This is a genomic window from Enterobacter sp. MGH 24, assembly GCF_000493015.1.
GTDB lineage: Bacteria > Pseudomonadota > Gammaproteobacteria > Enterobacterales > Enterobacteriaceae > Enterobacter.
Genome location: NZ_KI535657.1, coordinates 3,958,603 through 3,978,596 on the forward strand (window position 1 = coordinate 3,958,603; position 19,994 = coordinate 3,978,596).

Here is a 19,994-nt window from a genome sequence, read left to right on the forward strand (position 1 = left end):
TGAATGCGTCACTGGATTGTTGAGCGGTTTGGAAGACGCATTATACGTTATCTTCGTCATGTTTCGGGAGAAACACTTATAGCTGGATAAACCTCATTCCACCGTCACTTTAACTTTAGGCTTCGACAAAAGGACTTTGACCAGTTCCTTGAAAGCAAGAGGTCTGTAGAAGAAGAATCCCTGTAAAAACCGGATGTTATTACGGATGAGATAATCAAGTTGCTCTTGCGTTTCAACACCTTCCGCCACAATGCTAATTGAGAGTTTTTTTGCTAATTCCAGTACCGAATCAAGGATCAGGGTTGAGTCCTCATTGGCGTTAACCCTGGCCACAAAACTTTGGTCGATTTTAATGTAATCAATATGCAGTTCTTGCAGATAGGAAAGACCGGAATATCCCGTGCCAAAATCATCCAGCGCAATGGCAAATCCGTTGTTATGCAGTTCATTCAGCGCCCTGACGAGATGTTCATCGATGTGTAGCGGTTCGCGCTCGGTTACCTCAATGACAAGGTTGAGATCCTGTTGAATAAAACTGTGTTTGTAGTGGAGACACTCTTCCACAAAGGTGGACGCTACGATGTGAGAAGCGCTGAAGTTAATCCCTACATGAAACCCTTCTGGCAGCAATGTAGAAATAGCGTTCATTTGTTTTGCAACCTGTTTCATTAGGCTCTGAGTCAGAGGAATAATTAACCCTGATTTTTCAGCGAGAGGAATGAAAGATGCGGGAGAAATAAACCCTGACTGCGGATGCTTCCATCTGGCCAGAACTTCCACACCTCGCAAAGTTCCCTCCCTGCCGCTAACAACCGGTTGGTAATACGGCGTAATTTCATTTCTGTAAATGGCGGTGCGCAATGATTCTTCTGGTGAAACATCTTTAGAGAGATATCGCTGAAGTATATAAGCAGAAAGAGACGATATTATCAGCAGAAATAGCACCACGCCGCCGGCTCGATTGAACAATCTCTTAAGGCTGAAAAGGACTGGCGCGTTAAACTGTATCTCGAAAGGATAATTAGAGGCTTTTACCGTCAGAACCTCTTTCTTCGAATGGCCTGCCGTCGCCACATCGCCTGACAGGCCCAAAAGGGTATTGCCTACTCGAAGTGCATATTCAACGCCATTTAATGGCATATCCAGCGCATCCCGGATATGGCTGTCGCTGATGCTCACGATGATTCGGCTTCCGGCATGATTGGTTTGGTATAAAAGCACAGGCAGGCCGTTGACGGTACTTCCCGCAGGGACGAGCAGCAACGATGATTCCGGGAGCACTGCGCTGTTGACCAACAACACGCGGTTTCCCGGTAAAGAAGAGCACCAGACCGCATCATTTTTCAGGATAACGACCGTTCTCAGATGAGGCTGTAATGCAGCCTCAGTGCCTAGCCGATATTGCCCTTCCGCATCACACTCATTCTCAGCAAGTTGCTTCGCCAGCTGAGTCGCATGACGGGCTTCTTTAAGAATGACATTAATGTTCCGCACGACATAGTGCGCCCCTTCAAGGCTGTCAGCCCGTGCAGAATACCAAACCTGTAAATTGATGATAAAAACGCCCAGCAAAAATATTGCCGTGGCTGCAGCTACGGGGATAGATGCATGGCGCATTTAGAATTCTCGATTAGAGTGAGGTTACCGCTTCAACGCTGCTGAAGTGATTGAATTGTCATCGTCTTAATCATGGTAGATAACGTAATAATTACCATGTCAGGCGTCGAAAATTTTCGTTCAAACACGAATATTTGATCTGCGCCCATGGTGCAATAAACGACATAATCGAGGGGAAACAAAAAGGCCACCGAATGGCAGCCCTGCTGATACGCTTTTTTAATAGCGCTTTGTGGTGTTGACTGGCGTTCTTTCTGACCAGTCAGGCCTCTCGCCAGCCATGATTGCACGCTGCTGTGATGGCGTCACAGACTGGGTTATTTCAGGCATAGCCTTGTATTCGGGTTGTTGAGGTGGACTGAGAACCAGATCAGAGCTACAACCTGACAGCAGTAAAATGCACAGTAGAGATGAATTAAGCTTGAACACGTAAAACCCTTCCAATGGGATAAAATTTCTAAAAAAGCGTTGTGCTGGACATAATTAGCCTAATCAAAATATATTCTCAAGGTCAATACGCGCAGCCCTTTTTCATGCCCTGATTCGCAAAGGCGAACATAAAGTCGACGACTTTTTATCGAGAGTAGGTACCAGATTCAACGTTACTGGAAACATTATTTTAACCACCTGGATGGCTAAAATAATGTTTGCTTATCAACGCAGTCCGTGCCTTAATGATTTAGTTGGTTCGATGCAATACCGAATGCAATATTTCATCAGGCAGTCCTCATAACCAGGCGCTATCGCTGATATCCCCTCCTTTTGAGTCCATACGTTTTGTCATTTCTTATCATTTAAAGAGTCTTTAAAAGGAGTATTCATGTCTTCACGAATTCAAGGTCTGGTTAAGTGGTTTAATGAAGATAAAGGCTTTGGCTTTATCTCCCCACTTGATGGCAGTAAAGATGTTTCTGTTCATTTCTCTGCCCTGCAGGGAGAGAGTTTCAAGACGCTATTTGAAGGTCAGAAAGTCGAATTTGCGATTCTGAGCGGCGATAAGGGCCCTGCTGCTGCAAATGTAATACTTTTAGATAGATAAAATTATCAATGGCCCGCGATTACCAAAAAGCTTTCTTGAGTAACCGGGCCCTGGATAATATGACTGTTATTCATATCAACAGCCAGCATATTTTCTTAACAAGTGTGCTAACCGATGTGATGAAGCGCAGAACTGCTGCGTGAATGGTCTAAAACTAAAGGCTAACTCTTTATGTTAACTACTTTGATTTAGAATCGTTGAGTAGATTTAAACAAAGCGTTGCAGTACGGGCAGACAAGTTGAGCGCCCTTTTGCACGCGATTAAAACTGTGCTCTGAATCTTTTGAGCAATTTGGACATGGACATTTGACTAAATGATTTCGACGAAACTGTGCATTTTTACGTCCAGACATAGGCATCTCCTGATTTTACGGACTGCTACAATACACGTTAAAGCTAAAAATTGCTTGCTTTAGTTTTCAAATACTCCCAAAAACACAGGGTGGTTTATGAAGAATGTTATCGTTTTTTTCAATGGGAAACCTGGTAAAATTGTCACGGTGCAACAAGGAACGACGTCCGTAAGGCAGGAGTATCCGGATGGTAAAGAAATACACCTTCAGATCATGTCTGCTGGTTTTCCATCTTTAACCGGAGATCGCAGCTTTGTTTACGTTGCCTCTGATAGAGAACTCACCTCGCAGAAAATACTTGATGCAGCAAAAATCCATTTGTGAGCTGCATTTTCGGCTAAATCTCAGCCACTTCACAATAGAAAAGATAAAACCTCAGTAAAATCGCCAGTATTTTCAGAGAGCGCTTTTAGGCTTTATCTTTTGAATTAAAATAATAAAAAAGCCTAACTATTAAAGCCTGCTAAATGCAGGCATTTTTTTTATTAAAGCTGCAACCAAACGCCACTTCGCTTTTATTTACATAATACAGACTTAAACTCGACACTTCTTTTCATTAAAATTTTGCTCTTTGCAGGAACTAATGCAAATGAAATGAGTCAAATGAAGACACTTACCAGGAAAGATTATTTTATGACATCTTATATTATAGTAACCACTGTTGCCGCTGTTATGGGGTTGATAACCTTGAGTCTAATCAAAGTTTGGATCAGCACCTCGAACAACCCAGACAATCTGTGACTTCATCGCGAGCCACTTACGCTTCTGGTAAATCTATGATAACCAGCGTGCCAAAACTGCCTGTTTCTACAGTATGGGGAGTGCCAGCTTTGGCTACATAAAGCTGTCCAGCCGTTACAGAGATTTTTTTACCCTTAACGCTCAGCTCCAGACGTCCATCAATGACCAGTAACCCCTCGTCATACTCATGTACCTCTTCAATCACTGAGCGCTCATCCATTCGTAAAACTTTGAGATTCGTTGTTCCAATGCGGCCTAATACACGAGAGTGCCAGGTCTCTGGTAATGCAAGTGCTTCGGTTTTGAGGTCATAAAGCGACATAACGTCATTCCTTGTGATGTTCTTTTCACGATCTTATGCCATATAAGCTCCCTGCCGTCATATAACAAATATGGAAAACCAGTGCGAGTAAGATGCTATAGGTCTTGAAACCACAGCGCAGGCTGACAGCGAGTTGCAACGTCAGATATAACCCCGCTGCAAAACGTGCTGGTATTCGCCGCCGGAATCCGTACCATACGCGGCATACAATATTTGCCCCTGCTGGCTCCGAAGGTAGTACTCAATGCAAGAGAATCAAGAGATTAACAAAAAAGAGCAATACAACCTGAACAAACTGCAAAAGCGACTGCGCCGTAACGTGGGCGAAGCCATTGCAGACTTCAACATGATTGAAGAAGGCGATCGCATCATGGTTTGCCTGTCAGGGGGTAAAGACAGCTACACCATGCTGGAGATCCTGCGCAATCTTCAGCAAAGTGCACCGGTGAAATTTTCCCTGGTGGCGGTCAACCTTGACCAGAAACAGCCGGGCTTTCCGGAGCATATTCTGCCGGAATACCTCGAGAAGCTGGGCGTTGAGTACAAAATCGTAGAAGAAAATACCTACGGCATTGTGAAAGAGAAAATCCCGGAAGGGAAAACCACCTGCTCACTCTGCTCTCGTCTGCGCCGCGGCATTCTGTATCGTACTGCGACGGAGCTGGGCGCGACCAAAATTGCGCTGGGCCATCACCGCGACGATATCCTGCAAACGCTGTTCCTCAACATGTTCTACGGCGGCAAGATGAAAGGCATGCCGCCTAAACTGATGAGCGATGACGGTAAACACATTGTGATTCGCCCGCTTGCATACTGTCGTGAAAAAGACATTGAGCGTTTTTCTCAGGCGAAAGGGTTCCCGATCATTCCATGTAACCTCTGCGGCTCTCAGCCGAACCTGCAGCGTCAGGTGATTGGCGACATGCTGCGCGACTGGGATAAGCGTTATCCGGGTCGTATCGAAACCATGTTCAGCGCGATGCAGAACGTCGTCCCTTCTCATCTCGCGGATGTGGAGCTGTTCGACTTTAAAGGCATCAACCATGACTCAGACGTGGTGAATGGCGGTGACCTGGCGTTTGACCGGGAAGATATCCCCATGCAGCCTGCTGGCTGGCAGCCGGAAGAAGATGACAATCAGTTAGAAGAGTTACGTCTGAACGTGCTTGAAGTGAAGTAAGCGATTAGCGTCTCAGAAACACCATCTGAGACGCTTCATTCTTTATTTCAGCAGGCGTACACGACAGGTTTTACCCTTAATTTTCCCGTTTTGCAGCTGCTTCCATGCTTTATGGGCCACCGCCTGGCGAACCGCCACATAGACATGCGCGGGATGGACAGCAATCTTACCGATATCCGCTCCGTCCAGACCCACATCCCCGGTCAGCGCGCCTAATACGTCACCTGGACGCATCTTGGCTTTTTTACCGCCATCAATGCACAGCGTCGCCATTTCGGCTTCCAGCGGCACCAGGCTTACGCCAGCAGGGGCATTCATCCAGTTCAGCTTAATCTGCAGCATCTCAGACAAAATATTAGCGCGCTGCGCCTCTTCCGGTGCACAGAGGCTGATCGCCAGACCGCTGTTCCCTGCACGTGCGGTACGGCCAATACGGTGCACATGCACTTCGGGATCCCACGCCAGTTCATAGTTCACGACCAGCTCAAGGGATTTAATGTCCAGACCCCGCGCGGCGACGTCGGTTGCAACAAGAACACGGGCGCTGCCGTTAGCGAAACGGACCAGCGTCTGATCGCGATCGCGCTGTTCCAGATCGCCGTGCAACGACAATGCGCTCTGTCCGGCGGCATTGAGGGTATCACAGACCGACTGACAGTCTTTTTTGGTATTACAGAACACCACGCAGGACGCAGGCTGATGCTGGCTCAGCAATTTCTGCAGGAGCGGGATTTTCCCCTGCTGCGAGGTTTCAAAGAACTGCTGCTCAATGGCGGGCAGCGCATCTACGCTGTCGATTTCAATGGTGAGTGGATTTTTTTGCACGCGCCCGCTGATGGCGGCGATAGCGTCTGGCCAGGTTGCCGAGAACAGCAGCGTCTGGCGGTCGGCCGGTGCGAAACGAATCACCTCGTCAATCGCATCGCTGAAGCCCATATCCAACATCCTGTCTGCCTCATCCATCACCAGCGTTTGTAACGCATCCAGCGAGACGGTGCCTTTCTGGAGGTGATCCAGCAGGCGTCCGGGCGTGGCGACAATGATGTGCGGCGCATGCTGGAGTGAGTCACGCTGCGCGCCGAACGGCTGCCCCCCGCACAGAGTTAAAATCTTGGTGTTGGGCAGGAAACGCGCCAGTCGACGCAGTTCACCCGCAACCTGGTCTGCCAGCTCGCGAGTCGGGCACAGCACCAGAGACTGGGTCTGAAAAAGCGCCGCATCAATGTGCTGCAACAGACCAAGGCCAAATGCCGCCGTCTTCCCGCTGCCCGTTTTCGCCTGCACGCGCACGTCACGGCCCTCGAGAATAGCGGGCAACGCGGCTGCCTGAACAGGCGTCATCGTGAGGTATCCCAACTCGTTGAGGTTATCGAGTTGGGCGGCAGGCAAAACATTCAGGGTAGAAAAAGCGGTCACAATAGTCTCTCGTGGTCATCTTTGCGGTCAGATGGCGCGTATCCTCGCAGATCTCGCGGTCCGATGCGACAATTTAATCGGTTCTTCGTCTGGCGGCGGGTCGGGCATCGGCTGCGGGCGCGGGATGGGATCGGGCATTGGCACCGGATCGCTGGGGATAGGATCGGATTGACGCGATTGTTGCAGTAGCAGAGCGTTCAGGATGCTCATCATTCCCTCCAGAATTTGCTGTCGTCCCTTTTAGGGTAGACGCTGAGAATCAGGAGGCAAAAAAAAGCCGACTATGAAGTCGGCGTCGTACGAATCAATTGTGCTATGCAGTAATTCAAAAAAGGAAGTAAGACAATATGGAGCGCAACGCCCATCGCTTGACGTTGCATTCACCTGCGGGAGTCATATTGCACCTTACGGGGTAGATGTTTATTGACTTCGCTCAATTAAAAGAGCGTTTTGATCCCCGAAAAAGATGAAAAAAGCGTAAATTTACAGCCATTTACTACGATGCAACCACCATGCAACACCACCAATCAAAACAACTAACATGACGCAAAACGCGGTAAAGCCGTAGCGATAAGCGCCCCCCGGAATTCCGCCCAGGTTCACGCCAAACAGCCCGGTAAGAAACGTGCTGGGTAAAAAGACCATCGCCATCAGGGACATCGTATAGGTTCTTCTCGCCAGCGACTCCTGCATCACCTGCGCGATTTCGTCCGCCATCACCGCCGTTCTGGCAATACAGGAATCAATTTCATCCAGCCCGCGTCCCAGCCTGTCGGCGATATCCTGCATTCTGCGTCGCTGATCGTCATTCATCCAGGCGAGCCGCTCGCTGGCCAGACGCGCGTACACGTCGCGCTGCGGCGTCATATAGCGACGCATCACAATCAACTGCTTACGCAACAGGGCCAGAAAACCGCGCGGCGGGATCTGCTGATCGAGCAGGTTATCTTCCAGGTCGATGATTTTGTCGTGCAGCTCTTCAATAAACTCGCTCGCGTGATCGGTAAGCGCGTCACAGACGTCCACCAGCCAGCTGCCGCAGTCGACCGGTCCGGTGCCCTCTTTCAGATCGTTGACGATGTCATCCAGCGCGAGGACTTTACGCTGCCGGGTGGAGACAATCAGCCCATCGTCCATATAGACACGCATCGCAACCAGCTGATCAGGACGCTCATCCGTACTACCGTTGATGCATCGCAAAGTGATCAGCGTACCGTCGCCCATTCGGCTCACGCGCGGACGCAGGCTTTCCCCCGCCAGCGCATCGCGCACGTTGTTAGGCAAAAGCGGGGTCGATGCCAGCCAGTCAGCGCTGTCCGGGTGGGTATAGTTCAGATGTAGCCAGCAGGGATGCGCACTATCGATCACATCATTGTCTTCCAGCGGGCGGGCACCGCCGCGACCATCCAGCACCCACGCAAAAACTGCATCTGGAACGTTAAGTTCTGATCCTTTAATGCTTTCCACAGCACCTCCACCTTTTTAGCTCTTTCGGTGTCAGTCTAGCTGTCATCAAGGGTTAAGCAACAACTATGTATCCCATCGCGCTGATATCGCTCAGGAATTGGACAGAGGCGTAAAAAAGCCTGGCATGCCAGGCTTTGAGGTTCTGTCACATTGAGTGCTCGGGCCGCTGAAGAAAGGATGGCGAGCCGCCAGGTAATGAGGAAGAGGAACCCGGATCGAGCCTGAAATTACGCGTTCGGGCCTGCAGCTCAATCACCTGATTGCGCAATACATCAGAGGAGCCGTTGAGTTCTTCTGCCATTGCCACGTTACTTTGCGTAACCCGCTCCAGCTCCGATAGCGCTAGGGTAATCTGAGAAATGCCTTTCTCCTGCTCTGAGGTTGACGCGGAAATGTCGTCCATTAAGCGGCTGACATTCCCCGAACCCGCCACGATTTCATGCATGTTTTTCTCTGCCTGTGACACAACGCTGGCTCCCTGCGTGACGTTACTGCTGGTGACGTCAATCAGCGTTTTGATATTCTTCGCGGCCTCTGCGCTGCGGTGTGCCAGGTTTCTGACCTCTTCCGCGACCACAGAAAAACCCTTTCCATGATCTCCGGCCCTTGCCGCCTCAACGGCCGCATTGAGCGCCAGGATATTCGTCTGGAACGCAATGCCGTCAATCAGCGAGATAATCTCCGTCATCTGCTGCGCGCATTCGGTAATGGACTGCATATTGCTGGCGACCTGCCCCATCAGCTCGCCCCCCTTACGCGCCTGTAACGTCGCCACATTTGCCTGCTCGCTCGCCAGGCGGGTGTTATCGGCATTGTTTTTGGTGCTCGCGGCCATTTGCTCCATGCTGGCTGCAGTTTGCACCAAAGACGCAGACTGCTGCTCGGTTTTCACCGATAGCTGAGCGCTACGTGCCGAGAGTTGATCCGATAAGGTCATGGCGGTCTGCGATGACGCCCTGATCTCACGCACCAGCGTCGCAATATTGCCGGAAAGGCTGTTTATCCCCGGGATGAGCCGGCCCGCACAGTTATTGCCAAATTCAGGGATAGATACACCAAGGTTTCCTGCGGTCACCTCTTCAATACTTCTCTTCACCGTGTTGATTGGCGTCACAAGAAACTTCGTCATATAGACCCAGAGTAAAAATAGCGCAACGAAATTGATGACATTAAGCGAAATAAAGAGAGCTGGACTGCTGGAAAATAGAACAACGACACCCGCATTTACCAAAAAAAGAGATAACAGGAACCCGATAATAAAGGTCCTGACACTAATATTCTTCAGCATGATAATACCCACGTTTTATATTTGGTCGGCACTTAGACTTATAGCATTGGCCCAGAAGTTTTTCATCGCAAACGACGCTTGTTTTTGGTTTCGCCGTTAGCATCCTGAGATTTGTCTTAAGTCAGATAAAAAGAGCGTATTAGTGAAAATGTTCTGCTCAGGATGCTGTCATACTGGTCTCCGGCCATGTTAAGCGATAGTATCGCCCGCGGTGAGACGATACGATCGCCCTCATATTTAAGGAGCTTTGCTACAGTTATTCGTTTTGGTTTAGCAATGCTTAATACATTAACAAAGAGAATATATTTTATATTCTTAATAAGTTTTAGAGTATTAATATGACTGGTCATTTTTCACGATAAATAACTAATATGGTTTTAATGCGCATGTTCGTTGCCCGATAAAGATGTACCCGGCAGGCGAAACCGGTAACCCTCTCAGGCGTGGGATTGCATAATGCTCAATATATCGTGGGACCCTGTGTTAATCGCTATCTCTTATCTGGTGGCGTTTATCGCCTCCTTTGTGGCGCTGGACTGCGCCGGAAAGATCCCCCTTTCCAGCCGAAAGGCTGCCCTGTTCTGGCGCATTGCCGGTGGGGTCACGCTGGGCATTGGCATTTGGTCGATGCACTTTATCGGCATGCTGTCGATGCAAATGCCCATGATGATGAGCTACGACCTCTGGTTAACCCTTGCATCACTGGGCGTCGCGGTGGTTGCATCGACCACGGCACTTAATATTGCCGTCGCGGGCCAAAAACTGTCTCCCTTTCGACTGATCTTTGCTACGGCGATCCTGAGCGCTGGCGTGGTGTCTATGCACTACATCGGTATGGCGGCCCTGATGCTGGATGGCAGCATCATCTGGGATCGCCGCATTGTGGGGGTGTCCGTGGGTATTGCCGTTGTTGCCTCCGGTACGGCGCTGTGGCTGGCTTTCCGTCTGCGGGATAAACATAAAGGCGTCTTTATCAATCGCATTCTCGCGGCCTTCGTCATGGCTGCCGCCATCTGTGCGATGCATTATACCGGCATGAGCGCCGCGCAGTTTCAGGAAATGGCGCATACCCTGCCCGGTGGGATTGGGGAGCTAGGGTTATCCATCTGGGTTTCGGTCACCACGCTCTGCCTGCTCGGCGTGATGTTAATCATTTCACTTATCGATTCCCACCGGCGCACCAGTCGGCTGACGGATAATCTGCAGCAGCTCAATCGTCAGCTTGAGCTACAGGCGCGCTTTGACGCGCTCACCGGGCTCGCAAACCGCCACCAGATGGATCTCCGTATGCAGGATTGTCTGCGCAGCGCGCTGCTAAGCAAGAAGCCTTTTGCGGTTATTTTCCTGAATGTCGATCACTTCAAACGCGTTAACGATACGTGGGGGCACAGCGTCGGTGATGAGCTATTGATCACCGTCGCACAGCGCATCACGGCCCGACTCACGCGCGAGATGACCCTGGCAAGGCTGGGAGGGGATGCTTTTATCCTGCTGGTGCCGGAATGTGATGACGACAAGCTCAACGCCCTGCTCACCTCGTTGCTGGAGGATGTACGACGCCCTCTGTCTATCAGTGGACATACGTTGAGCACGACGATCAGCGCGGGCGTCAGCCTCTATCCTCAGGATGGCGAAACGCTGCACGAGCTGAAGCTCAAGGCGGATGCAGCTTTGCATCGCGTTAAAGAAGATGGCCGCAACGGCTGGGTGATTTACCGGGCCGAGATGTCAACAGCGATCCCGGCGAAACCCGGTTTCCTGCAGGAGCTCTCTCAGGCGCTTGAACGCGATCAGTTTGAACTGTGGTACCAGCCAACCTGGCATGCGGGTGAGAAAACCATTCACGGTTTTGAAGCCCTTCTGCGCTGGCGACATCCTGAGCAAGGGGTTGTGCTGCCTAATCTGTTTATCCCTTCGCTGGAACAAACCGGCTTAATTATTCCGGTAGGTAACTGGGCCATTGAAGCGGCATGCCGACAGCTTCATTTCTGGACTGAACAAGGGTTCAGCCAGTGGACCTTGTCGCTCAACCTCTCCCCCGTCCAGTTCGAGCAGCCGGACATTTTCCCTATCATTTCGTCGATGCTGGAAAAATATAACCTGTCTCCGTCCCGGCTGATCCTTGAGGTAACGGAGAGCACTGCGCTTAAAAATCTCGACCGCAGCATTGAGTTGCTCAATGCGTTTAATCAGGCGGGGATCACGGTCTCGATCGATGACTTTGGTACGGGCTATTCCAACCTGCTGATGCTCAGCGTGCTTCCGGCTAAGGAACTCAAGATCGACAGAAGCTTTGTAACCTCGATGCTGGAAAATGAAAAAAGCTATAAGCTGGTTGAAACCATCATCAGCATTGCCCGGACCATGGAGATGAATGTGGTGGCAGAAGGGATCGAAACGGAAGAACAGCAGGCGGTCCTCACCCGTCTCGGCTGCGACTATCTTCAGGGGTATCTTTTCTCCCGCCCCTTACCTGCCGACCAGGTGCCATGGCTGCTTCTGCAGATAAACTCCGACAGGCAAATTATACCCATTAATAAAATTCAAACGGACCCCACATTTATTTCGCAAAAAAGCCATGCCTGACAGGATTTTGTAGAGTATGTTTCCAAAGAGTACATGCGAGTCAATTCTGTCATGAATATCAGGCACACTGTGCCGATGAACAGGAAATGCCTATGTCACAACCTTGTTTTGATGCGTTGAATGTAATTAAAACACCCGTGTGGCTCATTTCACCCGTGTCGGAACAGATCATTTTTGCGAATGTGGCCGCAACGCAGGTCATGGGAGATAAAACACTCAATGACCTGCGCAAAGGGATCTACTCTGCCAGTGCGCAAACCCTCTTGTCGATGTATGTCCCTGAACTGAAAACAGAGCAGGAGATCGTTGAAATCTGGACAATAAGCCGGGAGGGACAGGATACGGCGTTAAGCTGTCGTCTTTCGCTCGCCCACTACGCCCCCTGGGGAAATGTGATTGTTTTCGAGGGGATCGCCCCACAGATACTCTCAGGATTGAAGGCCAGCCGTTCCGCCACCTACCGGCGGAAAAAACAGGGTTTTTACGCGCGCTTTTTTCTGACCAACAGCGCGCCGATGCTGCTAATCGATCCTGCCCGCGATGGTCAAATCGTCGATGCTAACCTGGCCGCGCTCAATTTTTATGGTTATTCGCACGATGACATGTGCAGTAAGCATACCTGGGAAATCAACACCCTGGGGCGTGATGTGATGCCCATTATGACTGCGATTGCCGCACTGCCCGGCGGACACAAGCCGCTCAATTTTGTTCACCGCCTTGCCGATGGCTCCACCCGCCACGTTCAAACGTATGCCGGGCCCATTGAGATATACGGTGACAAGCTGATGCTATGCATCATCCACGACATCACCGAGCAAAAAAGGCTGGAGCAGGAGCTGGAACATGCGGCGTTACGTGACTCCATGACAGGGCTACTCAACCGCCGACAGTTCTACGCAATTACCGATCAAAGCAACCTGAATAAACTTCCTGCGCAGCAGCAATTTAGCCTGCTGCTGGTGGATACCGACCATTTCAAAAACATTAATGACCTGTTCGGCCACCTGAAAGGCGATGAGGTGCTTATCACCCTTTCCCGAACGCTGGAAGCCTGTAGTCGGGAGGGTGACATGGTGTTCCGCTGGGGAGGTGAAGAGTTCGTCATCCTGCTGCCGCATACCTCTCTTGATACCGCGTTGCAGATTGCCGAGTCAGTCCGTGCAGCCGTTGCCCGTATTACTATCCCGGGATTACCGCGATTTACCGTCAGCATTGGCGTGGCGCGGCACGATCAGGGGGAGAGTATTGATGAGCTGTTTAAGCGGGTGGACGATGCGCTGTATCGCGCTAAAAATGACGGACGCAATAAGGTCCTTGCGGCATGAAACTGGAGTATCCAGGAAAGCCCCGCTACAATGCCCACCTCGAATCAATGAGCTTCAGGTGGGTAAAGCTACAATGGGAAGAACAGAAATAATACTCACCTTAATTATTTTGCTCCTTATTATATTTGGCTTCTGGTTTATTTTTAGCGGTGAGATCTGGTATCTCGTAGAGTTTTTTGAAAATAGTCTTTACCCAACCTTCGATGCGCCCTAACGCACGTTTAATCGCTTGTTTCACCTACCGAATATGTCAGGTATCTGCTTCTCTCGCGGCCGCGTAAAATACGCGGCGTTATCCTCCAACAACGTTGATAACGAATCACTTATTCACTTGCTTATATTGCCCGTGCTCTGACGGGCTTTTTTATTTCCGGCAATTCAGCCATGCCAGGCTATATCTTAATCATCTTTATTGAAAAAGGTGAGGAATGATGAGCAAGAAGATCCTGATGCTGGTTGGTGATTACGCCGAAGATTACGAAACCATGGTGCCTTTTCAGGCTTTGCAGATGATTGGTCATCAGGTGGATGCGGTCTGCCCCGATAAATCGAAGGGCGACTACATCATGACGGCAATCCATGACTTTGACGGCGCCCAGACCTATAGCGAAAAGCCCGGTCACCGGTTTACCGTCAACGCCGATTTTTCCACCGTAAAGGAGCAGGATTACGACGCGCTGCTGATCCCCGGCGGGAGAGCGCCCGAGTATCTGCGGTTAAATGAGGACGTGTTAAAGCTGGTGCAGGCATTTGACGCCGCGCGTAAGCCGATTGCTGCGGTATGCCACGGCCCGCAGTTGCTTGCTGCCGCAGGTATCCTGAAAGGACGAACCTGTAGCGCCTATCCGGCCTGTGCGCCTGAGGTACGCCTCGCGGGTGGACACTACGCCACTATCGGCATCGATCAGGCGCATGTAGACGGCAACCTGGTGACGGCTCCCGCCTGGCCCGCGCATCCGCAGTGGCTGGCGAAGTTTAGTGCGCTGTTAGAATAATAGAGACCCGGCATCAGGGCGCGCAGAACGAATGAAGCAGTACCCCGTATTGCAGACCTGGCGCACGAATGCGCCAGTTCTCGTTAAACATCAGTGCTTCTCAATATACATCGTCCGGCTATACGCCACGTCTTCCGGGTTATTGATGGGGTAGCCTTTCACCCAGGGCTTAATCAGACGACCATTGGTGTACTGATAAATTGGCGCGATGGGCGCTTTCTCCATGAGGATTTTCTCCGCCATGTTGTAGTCCGTATTACGCGCTTTCGCGGTGGTTTCCAGCGTGGCCTGGTTGATAATTTTATCGTAGGCCGGTTCATTGAAACGCGAGATATTGCCGCTGTGGGTTGAGGTCAGCAGGGACAGGAAGGTCGAGGGCTCGTTGTAATCGCCTACCCATGACGCGCGGATCACATCAAAATTGCCGGTATTACGGCTGTCGATATAGGTTTTCCACTCCTGGTTTTGCAGTTTGACATCCACCCCGAGATTTTTCTTCCACATGGAGGCCACCGCAATGGCGATTTTCTGGTGGTTCTCCGAGGTGTTGTACAACAGGGTCAACTTCAGCGGACGCTGAGGACCGTAACCTGCGGCCTGAAGCAAGGTTTTCGCCTGCGCATTCAGCTCCTGCTGGGACATCTGCTCGAACGGTGAAGGCTCAGGGGTGAAACCCGCCGTCACGTCAGGGGTGAAATGCCAGGCCGGCTTCTCGCCGGTACCCAGCACCTTTTCCGCCATAATGCGGCGATCGATAGTCATGCTTAGCGCAAGACGCACCCGGGCATCGGCCGTCGGGCCCTTTTGCGTGTTAAACGCATAGTAATAGGTTCCAAGTTGAGGCGGCGTATACACCTGCCCAGGAATGTCCTTCAGGAGCTTCTGATACATGTTTTTCGGGAACGATTCGGTAATATCAATATCCCCCGCCAGATAGCGTTTGGTGGCGGATGATTCCTGATTAATCGGTATAAAAGTCACTTTTTGCAGGACCGTTTTCGCATTGTCCCAGTAATGAGTATTCGGAACGACAACCAGTTTTTCATTCACCACGCGGTCGTTCAGGACGTATGCGCCATTGCCCACCAGGGCGCCCGGACGCGTCCACTCTTTACCGCTTTCAACGTTCGCTTTTTGCACCGGATAGAAGGCAAAATTTGCCGTCAGGTTGCTAAACCACGGTAGCGGTTTGTCCAGCTGGACGCGTAACGTTCTGGCATCCACCGCCGTCACGCCCAGGGTGTCTGGTGCCGCTTTACCGTCAATAATGGCCTGGGCGTTGTTGATACCCGCCAGCGCTGCAAACCAGGCAAACGGAGAGGTGGTTTTCGGGTCGACCAGACGCTGCCAGCTGTAGACAAAATCCTGCGCGGTGACGGGCGTACCGTCAGACCATTTCGCGTTATCGCGCAGTGTGAACGTCCAGATACGGTTATCGTTGCTCTGCCAGCGCGTCGCCACGCCCGGGGTCAGTTCCCCCTTCTCGTTCTGATTCACCAGCCCTTCGAAAAGATCGCGAATCACCTGAATCTCGGGTAATCCCACCGCTTTTGCCGGATCGAGCGAAGCCGGTTCGTCTTTAATATGCCTGACCAGCTCCTGTTTTTGCGCCAGTACCGTGCCCTGTGGCACATCAGCAGCGTACGAAAGTGTAGAGAGTCCGCACAGGTACAGTGCAGCACAGAGACGCGAAACAGGATGCTTCATAAGATCCCCTTTAATGAATTCAGGTAACAAGCAGATGCGTAATTATTTGTTTCGACAAAGAGAAATGCAAATACCTTCGTCAGGAATAGTGATTTGAGGCAATTCTCAGACGTCACGGAAACTATTTGATTAACAGCGAGTTTTGCACAACACTGCCAGTAGAGACTTCTTTATCAGGATTTCGTATGGCAACCACCCGACCACGAGCGGAACGCGGCGCCTTTCCACCGGGCGCTGAGCAATATGGCCGCTCATTTTTAGGCGCATCGCTGATCTGGTTCCCGGCCCCCGATGCCGATCGAGACAGCGGTTTGATCATTGCCGGTACGCACGGGGATGAGAACTCATCCGTCGTCACACTTTCCTGCGCGCTGCGCACGCTCACCCCTGCACTGCGACGTCACCATGTGATTCTTGCCGTCAATCCGGACGGCTGTCAGCTTGGATTACGGGCAAATGCGAGGGGAGTCGACCTGAACCGTAATTTCCCGGCGGCAAACTGGCGCGCCGGAGAAACGGTTTATCGCTGGAACAGCTCCGCCGAGGAGCGGGACGTGGTCCTGCTGACGGGAGACAAGCCCGGCTCCGAGCCGGAAACGCAGGCGCTGTGCCAGCTTATCCATAAGATCCACCCTTCCTGGATTGTCTCCTTCCACGACCCGCTGGCCTGTATTGAAGATCCGCGTCACTCCGATCTGGGCGCGTGGCTGGCGGAGGCTTTCGCCCTGCCGCTCGTCACCAGCGTGGGCTACGAGACCCCCGGGTCCTTCGGAAGCTGGTGCGCCGATTTGAGCCTGCCCTGTATTACCGCTGAATTCCCACCGATTTCCTCCGACGAAGCCAGCGAAAAATACCTAAAAGCGATGATGGAGCTTCTGCGCTGGCAGCCTCAAAGATGAAGCACGCCGCTGGTAAAATTAAGCGCCGGTGAAACGTCAACCGCCAGCCACGTCGGGCCGTCCAGATCGGCAAAACGCACCTGATTGACCAGCGGCAGCGCCGCGCCGATCGCCCGGGATGTGCAGAGCATACATCCCAGCATCAGGGAAAAGCCCTGCGCCTGCGCTTCTGCCGCCAGGGCCAGCGCTTCTGTCAGCCCGCCGGTCTTGTCGAGCTTGATATTGACCATCTCATAGCGGCCCTTAAGCGCGCTCAAATTCTCGCGGGTATGGCAGCTTTCGTCCGCGCAGACGGGCAGCGGATGGATAAAATTCTTCAGCGCCGCATCATCATTCGCTGGCAGAGGCTGCTCCAGCATCGCCACGCCCAGATCGGCCAGCAGCTGGCATCGCGCGGCAAGCCCCTCGGGATGCCACGACTCGTTGGCGTCAACAATTAGCGTGGCCGAGGGCACCGCCGAGCGAATGGCGACCATCCGCTCGCTGATCAGGCGATCGTCGAGCTTCACTTTTAACAGCGTGGCTCCGGCGTCATAGAGCGCTTTTGCGCTGGCGGCCATCTGCTCCGGCTCACCAATCACGACCGTTTGCGCCGTCACGACGGACTCCGGCAGCACCACGCTCAGCAAGGACGCCAGCGATTGCTGCCGCTTAGCGGCCTCAAGGCTCCAGAGCGCACAGTCGACGGCGTTACGCGCTGCCCCGGCGGGTAAACGCTGCTGTAATGCCTCGCGCGTGAGCCCTTTTTGCAGGTCAGGCACCAGGGTCATGATATGCGCCATCACCGACGCAGGACTTTCTCCGTAGCGCGGGTAAGGCGTACATTCCCCGACGCCTTTAATCCCCTCTTCTTCGATTTCAACCACCACCACGCTGGCTTCACTTCGGCTGCCGCGGGAGATTACAAACGGGGTATGCAATGGCCAGGCTTCTTCATAGACCTTCACGCTTCTCATCACTGACTCCTTGCGGCCCGGAAAGGCGAAAAATTTGGTTTGCCGTGTTATCCGCTGATGGCATACACTAGCCACGACGTTAACTATATGTAAACAGGAAGATATCTATGTCACAACTCGTTCATTTCCAGGGCAACCCGGTTGCTGTTGCAGGTTCCATTCCGCAGGCTGGCAGCAAAGCGCAGGCTTTTACTCTGGTGGCTAAAGATCTGTCTGACGTCACACTGGCTCAGTTTGCGGGTAAACGCAAAGTACTGAACATTTTCCCAAGCATTGATACCGGCGTTTGTGCCGCATCCGTGCGTAAATTCAACCAGCTGGCGACTGAAATGGACAACACCGTTGTGCTGTGCATTTCCGCTGACCTGCCGTTTGCCCAGTCCCGTTTCTGCGGTGCCGAAGGCCTGAGCAACGTCATTACCCTCTCCACCCTGCGCAGCGCAGATTTCCTTGAGAAATACGGCGTCAGCATCGCGGAAGGCCCACTGAAAGGTCTGGCAGCACGTGCTGTACTGGTTCTTGATGAAAACGACACCGTTGTCTTCAGCGAACTGGTTAACGAAATCACCACCGAGCCGGATTACACTGCCGCGCTGGACGTGCTGAAAGCATAATAACTACTTAGCATTCTATACAGCTAATTCTCAACCTCGCTGCGGCGGGGTTTTTTATTATGCCAAAGCTGAATCGTTAAAGCATAAATGCTCACAAGTCACATTAATCATGCAATTACACAGATGATATGTAACATGAGCGTGATCAATAACGCATAATAATCGTTAAAATTCCCTATTTTCATCTCCAGTGAAGCTCATCACATTTCCCTTTCTGCCTAAACATTAGATTTGCTTACGAAAGAAAATAATCGTTTCAGCAAAAAGGATAAAATATGAAGATCAAACTCGCTTTTACGCTCCTTGCGGTACTGACTTCTGGCCATGCAGCGGCTAAAACCTGGGTGCTGACAAGCGCTGAAAGCAGCATAGAGAAAGGAAACTGGAAGATTTCCAGTAATGAGCTGAACGTTAAAGATCAAATGTTCAGCATTGAGCAAAAAGTCTTACACGGCGGTAAACAGGAAGGCAGCAAAGTCATCATTATTAGCAGCAAAGATGGCCTGACCATTACCCTGAGCCCAACCCGCGGGATGAACCTTCTGCACGTAGAAGGGTTTGGCACCCGGCTGGGGTGGAACTCTCCCGTCAAAGAGGTCGTAAATCCGGCGTATATCAATCTAGAAAGCCGCAACGGTCTCGGCTGGCTGGATGGTTTCAACGAGATGATGGTGCGCTGTGGCTATGAGTGGACAGGGCACCCGGTCACTGCGGACGGGCAAATTTACACCCTGCACGGCAGGGCCGGTAATACCCCTGTTTCACAGGTCGAGGTTGAAATCGCGGATGCCGCTCCGCATGAGATCCGCGTTCGGGGTTTGATCAAAGAGAGCACGTTTAAAAAATCGGATCTGCAAACCATGACCGAACTGCGCTACGTTCCCGGAACCAACCAGTTCAGCCTGCACGATGTGCTGACCAACCATGCAGATTACCCTCATGATTACCAAATCATCTATCACAGCAACTTCGGGACGCCGATCCTCGAAGAAGGTGCTCGTTTCCTTGCACCAGCTGTGAGCGTGAGCCCGTTCAATGACTACGCCAAAGCGGGCGTTAACGACTGGCAAACCTATGCCGGGCCGACAAAAGGCTTTGATGAGATGGTCTTTAATATCAAACCGCTTGCGGACAATAACCACGAAACGCTCGCAGCAGTGGTCAATAAAGCCGGAGATAAAGGCGCGTCAATCCAGTTTGATACCCGTCAGCTGCCCGTTCTGACCTTATGGAAAAATACCGACACGCTGAAGCAGGGGTACGTCACGGGCATTGAGCCAGGCACCAGCTACGCCTACCCCGTCACAATAGAACGCGAGCAGAAGCGGGTTAAGCAGCTGCAGCCCGGTGCCAGCGCGCAGTTTGACCTGACCTATACCCTGCTTCACAGCCCGCAGCAGGTGAAAGACGTCGAAAGCCGGATTGCGTCGATTCAGGGAGAGACAAAAACAGAAATCGTGACCACGCCTCTGGCGAAGGAATAAACGTA

At 51.7% G+C, this 19,994-nt stretch carries 20 protein-coding genes; 11 read left to right on the forward strand and 9 right to left on the reverse strand.

The features are described from left to right. Positions 1 to 93: 93 nt before the first annotated feature. Positions 94 to 1,617 carry an EAL domain-containing protein gene (locus L370_RS03405; protein WP_023335893.1) on the reverse strand — a complete coding sequence of 508 codons (1,524 nt, stop codon included), beginning with the start codon at positions 1,615 to 1,617 and terminating at the stop codon, positions 94 to 96. Positions 1,618 to 2,437: 820 nt separating this feature from the next. Here L370_RS03405 and L370_RS03400 point away from each other — a divergent pair. Beyond that, the gene (locus tag L370_RS03400) at positions 2,438 to 2,656 is read left to right on the forward strand and encodes a cold shock domain-containing protein (RefSeq protein WP_023335894.1); all 219 of its coding nucleotides are present in this window, start codon (positions 2,438 to 2,440) and stop codon (positions 2,654 to 2,656) included. 188 nt (positions 2,657 to 2,844) lie between these two features. Here the strand turns inward: L370_RS03400 and L370_RS23625 are convergent, their stop codons facing one another. Then, complete coding sequence (locus L370_RS23625) at positions 2,845 to 3,015, reverse strand: YnfU family zinc-binding protein (protein ID WP_316043716.1); 171 nt, start codon at positions 3,013 to 3,015, stop codon at positions 2,845 to 2,847. 90 nt (positions 3,016 to 3,105) lie between these two features. Here L370_RS23625 and L370_RS03395 point away from each other — a divergent pair, with 90 nt between their 5' ends. Continuing rightward, positions 3,106 to 3,333 carry a hypothetical protein gene (locus L370_RS03395; RefSeq protein ID WP_023335895.1) on the forward strand — a complete coding sequence of 76 codons (228 nt, stop codon included), beginning with the start codon at positions 3,106 to 3,108 and terminating at the stop codon, positions 3,331 to 3,333. 309 nt (positions 3,334 to 3,642) lie between these two features. Continuing rightward, on the forward strand, positions 3,643 to 3,750 hold the full coding sequence (locus tag L370_RS23830) for a YnaM/YnfT family protein (RefSeq protein ID WP_353655983.1): 108 nt from the start codon (positions 3,643 to 3,645) through the stop codon (positions 3,748 to 3,750). A gap of 16 nt (positions 3,751 to 3,766) precedes the next feature. On the opposite strand, the gene L370_RS03390 is transcribed toward L370_RS23830, so the two are convergent. Continuing rightward, positions 3,767 to 4,072 (reverse strand): cupin domain-containing protein, encoded by a 306-nt coding sequence (locus L370_RS03390; protein ID WP_023335896.1) that lies wholly within the window; start codon positions 4,070 to 4,072, stop codon positions 3,767 to 3,769. Between the two features lie 244 nt (positions 4,073 to 4,316). On the opposite strand from L370_RS03390, the gene ttcA reads away from it, so the two are divergent. After that, positions 4,317 to 5,252 carry a tRNA 2-thiocytidine(32) synthetase TtcA gene (gene ttcA / locus L370_RS03385; protein ID WP_023335897.1) on the forward strand — a complete coding sequence of 312 codons (936 nt, stop codon included), beginning with the start codon at positions 4,317 to 4,319 and terminating at the stop codon, positions 5,250 to 5,252. A 42-nt stretch (positions 5,253 to 5,294) separates the two neighbouring features. Here ttcA and dbpA read toward each other — a convergent pair whose 3' ends face one another. From dbpA to L370_RS03370, 4 genes are all read right to left on the reverse strand, one after another. Continuing rightward, the gene (dbpA, locus tag L370_RS03380; RefSeq protein WP_023335898.1) at positions 5,295 to 6,668 is read right to left on the reverse strand and encodes an ATP-dependent RNA helicase DbpA; all 1,374 of its coding nucleotides are present in this window, start codon (positions 6,666 to 6,668) and stop codon (positions 5,295 to 5,297) included. Between the two features lie 27 nt (positions 6,669 to 6,695). Beyond that, positions 6,696 to 6,869 carry a proline-rich small protein YnaL gene (locus L370_RS23720; RefSeq protein ID WP_316326207.1) on the reverse strand — a complete coding sequence of 58 codons (174 nt, stop codon included), beginning with the start codon at positions 6,867 to 6,869 and terminating at the stop codon, positions 6,696 to 6,698. A 282-nt stretch (positions 6,870 to 7,151) separates the two neighbouring features. After that, positions 7,152 to 8,135 carry a zinc transporter ZntB gene (gene zntB, locus L370_RS03375; RefSeq protein WP_023335899.1) on the reverse strand — a complete coding sequence of 328 codons (984 nt, stop codon included), beginning with the start codon at positions 8,133 to 8,135 and terminating at the stop codon, positions 7,152 to 7,154. Between the two features lie 145 nt (positions 8,136 to 8,280). After that, positions 8,281 to 9,423, reverse strand: a complete 1,143-nt coding sequence (locus L370_RS03370) for a methyl-accepting chemotaxis protein (RefSeq protein WP_023335900.1) — start codon at positions 9,421 to 9,423, stop codon at positions 8,281 to 8,283. A gap of 456 nt (positions 9,424 to 9,879) precedes the next feature. Here L370_RS03370 and L370_RS03365 point away from each other — a divergent pair, with 456 nt between their 5' ends. From L370_RS03365 to L370_RS03355, 4 genes are all read left to right on the forward strand, one after another. After that, complete coding sequence (locus L370_RS03365) at positions 9,880 to 12,009, forward strand: putative bifunctional diguanylate cyclase/phosphodiesterase (protein WP_023335901.1); 2,130 nt, start codon at positions 9,880 to 9,882, stop codon at positions 12,007 to 12,009. Positions 12,010 to 12,101: 92 nt separating this feature from the next. Beyond that, positions 12,102 to 13,334, forward strand: a complete 1,233-nt coding sequence (locus L370_RS03360; protein WP_023335902.1) for a sensor domain-containing diguanylate cyclase — start codon at positions 12,102 to 12,104, stop codon at positions 13,332 to 13,334. A gap of 73 nt (positions 13,335 to 13,407) precedes the next feature. Beyond that, positions 13,408 to 13,548, forward strand: coding sequence for an Ecr family regulatory small membrane protein (locus tag L370_RS23495; RefSeq protein WP_032642423.1), 141 nt, complete (start codon positions 13,408 to 13,410; stop codon positions 13,546 to 13,548). Positions 13,549 to 13,765: 217 nt separating this feature from the next. Beyond that, complete coding sequence (locus L370_RS03355) at positions 13,766 to 14,329, forward strand: DJ-1/PfpI family protein (RefSeq protein ID WP_081706868.1); 564 nt, start codon at positions 13,766 to 13,768, stop codon at positions 14,327 to 14,329. Between the two features lie 90 nt (positions 14,330 to 14,419). Here L370_RS03355 and L370_RS03350 read toward each other — a convergent pair whose 3' ends face one another. After that, positions 14,420 to 16,036, reverse strand: a complete 1,617-nt coding sequence (locus tag L370_RS03350; RefSeq protein ID WP_023335904.1) for a peptide ABC transporter substrate-binding protein — start codon at positions 16,034 to 16,036, stop codon at positions 14,420 to 14,422. A 185-nt stretch (positions 16,037 to 16,221) separates the two neighbouring features. Between L370_RS03350 and mpaA the strand changes: the two genes are divergently transcribed. After that, on the forward strand, positions 16,222 to 16,935 hold the full coding sequence (gene mpaA, locus L370_RS03345; RefSeq protein ID WP_023335905.1) for a murein tripeptide amidase MpaA: 714 nt from the start codon (positions 16,222 to 16,224) through the stop codon (positions 16,933 to 16,935). Here mpaA and ycjG read toward each other — a convergent pair. Then, positions 16,926 to 17,891, reverse strand: a complete 966-nt coding sequence (ycjG, locus tag L370_RS03340; protein ID WP_023335906.1) for an L-Ala-D/L-Glu epimerase — start codon at positions 17,889 to 17,891, stop codon at positions 16,926 to 16,928. The two genes, mpaA and ycjG, sit on opposite strands and share 10 nt — an antisense overlap. Positions 17,892 to 17,998: 107 nt before the next feature. Here ycjG and tpx point away from each other — a divergent pair, with 107 nt between their 5' ends. Further along, positions 17,999 to 18,505: a thiol peroxidase gene (tpx, locus tag L370_RS03335; RefSeq protein ID WP_023335907.1), complete on the forward strand. Its 507-nt coding sequence runs from the start codon at positions 17,999 to 18,001 to the stop codon at positions 18,503 to 18,505. Positions 18,506 to 18,780: 275 nt separating this feature from the next. Continuing rightward, positions 18,781 to 19,989, forward strand: a complete 1,209-nt coding sequence (locus L370_RS03330; RefSeq protein ID WP_023335908.1) for an aldose 1-epimerase family protein — start codon at positions 18,781 to 18,783, stop codon at positions 19,987 to 19,989. Positions 19,990 to 19,994: the final 5 nt, after the last annotated feature.